Annotated in this window: 1 protein-coding gene and 1 pseudogene; both read left to right on the top strand. The window is 47.5% G+C overall.

Annotation, left to right across the window (positions count from 1 at the left end):
• The first annotated feature begins 383 nt into the window (after nt 1-383).
• Nucleotides 384-707: a V-type ATPase subunit subunit G family protein gene (locus QCH34_RS12225; protein ID WP_300334541.1), complete on the top strand. Its 324-nt coding sequence runs from the start codon at nt 384-386 to the stop codon at nt 705-707.
• Nucleotides 708-740: 33 nt separating this feature from the next.
• A pseudogene (locus tag QCH34_RS12220) lies at nt 741-1664 on the top strand (V-type ATP synthase subunit I); the annotation flags it as partial.

Genomic DNA, 1664 nt, shown 5'->3' with positions numbered 1-1664 from the left:
TTTTTAATTTGGGTGTATTTTGAGCGCGTAAGGGTGGTATTTCTGGCCGAAACCTCCCAAATATCGGAATATTGCCTGTTTTAAAAACGGGCAATTTAGATAACTATAAATACTTTTATTGCAATTACACCTTTGATTTCCGATGGTTATGACCGCCGGAAGAAGGAGGTGCCCATCACGTTAAAAACTCCCCCCAGCCCGATTCTGTCCTGATTTCCCGAGGGTAACAATCTGCCCGCCAGAATCCGGTTTTCGGGGATGAGATAGATGAGGCCTGAGTGGTTTTTAAAGGAATCGGGATCAGCTGAACCGGAGGTGAAAACTCCGGGACTCTGCACATTATCCGCTTGCATGGGTACGAACAAAAAGGTGACTGGTGAGATATGGTGTCTGAACAATCGCTCCTGCAGACAATCCGGAAGAAAGAACTCGAGATGAATGTCTTAATTGAGGAGGCCCGATCTGAAGCTGCTGCATTGATCGAAGAAGCACGCAAAGATGCGGAAGCGATCATTGTGCGATGTATCAGCGCAGGTGAAGAAGAGGGTAAAATCTACTATGAGAAGGAGATTGAGGAGATAAATAAAGAAATTGAAGCTATTGCCGAATGGAGACGGGAGGAAGAACTCGCCATTCGCAACCAATGGGAGAAGAACATACAAAAAGCGGTGGAGACACTCGTAGAACATGTAGGGGCCGGGTCGTAGGCGATGCTCCAGAGGATGGTTAAGGTTCAGGTATTGGGTCCGAAGAAGGATCTCGAATCTATCGTTGATACGCTCTACCAGGCTGGAACCATCCATCTGGAGGATGCCTCACGAAGTCATGAGCAGGGAGGTATCATCCTTCAGAGAGTTGAGTCCAGGGAGGCAGATACGATTGCTGCCAACCTCTCAAAGATTGAAGGAATTGCGCTGGTCCTTCCAAAAAAACCCCCGGATCTTAAAAAACAAACGGATATAATCCAAAGATTAAGCCAGAAGGGCCAGGAATCAATCCTTGAACGGGCCCAGGAGGTCATCCATGAACTTGAGGCAAAAACCAGGGATCTCATTACCCGGAAGACCGATCTTGAGTTTACTATTGCAAACCTCTCCCGATACCAGACGGTGATAGAGAAGATCCTCCCGATAGAAGGCCAGATTCCTGCACTTGAGGGCTTTGAGATTACCATTATCCTGATCCAGGGAGAATTTGAAGGAATCCTCGAGTTGATCAAGGAGAAACTCACCAGGATCACAAAGAACCAGTGTGAGCTGATCTCAGCCCCAATTGACGAGCAGAATATCGCAACAGTTGTTGTCTTTAACAGAAAGTATTCCAGCGACGTCCATACCCTCCTCTATTCACAGAATGTCAACGAACTCAGGCTTCCGCCCGAATACTTAAACCGTCCCCTCCCTGAGATTCTCGTTCTCAATGAAGAGAGACGGGTTGCTGCGGTTAAAGAAGTCCTTGAGGTTGAAGAAGAACTCAGAGAACTCTCACTCACCTGGCAGGATGAAGTTGGTGCCCTCGTCCGCCTCTTAAAAGACAGGCATGAGGAGATCAAGGTCTTCAACAAATTCGGCCAGACCGATTACACTTTTGTAATGCTCGGGTGGATTCCGAGGAAATTCCTGGCTTCCACAAAGAAGACCCTTCATGAGAGCTATGGCGATGAG

The organism is Methanocalculus sp. (assembly GCF_029762515.1).
In the GTDB taxonomy this organism is placed as follows: domain Archaea; phylum Halobacteriota; class Methanomicrobia; order Methanomicrobiales; family Methanocorpusculaceae; genus Methanocalculus.
The sequence above is the reverse complement of the archived record's forward strand: the minus strand, read 5'-3'. Positions and strand labels throughout refer to the sequence as shown.

What these genes read in the sequence shown, in the direction of transcription:
- QCH34_RS12225 (WP_300334541.1), top strand. Translation starts at nt 384, where the DNA reads ATGGTGTCTGAACAATCGCTCCTGCAGACAATCCGGAAGAAAGAACTC.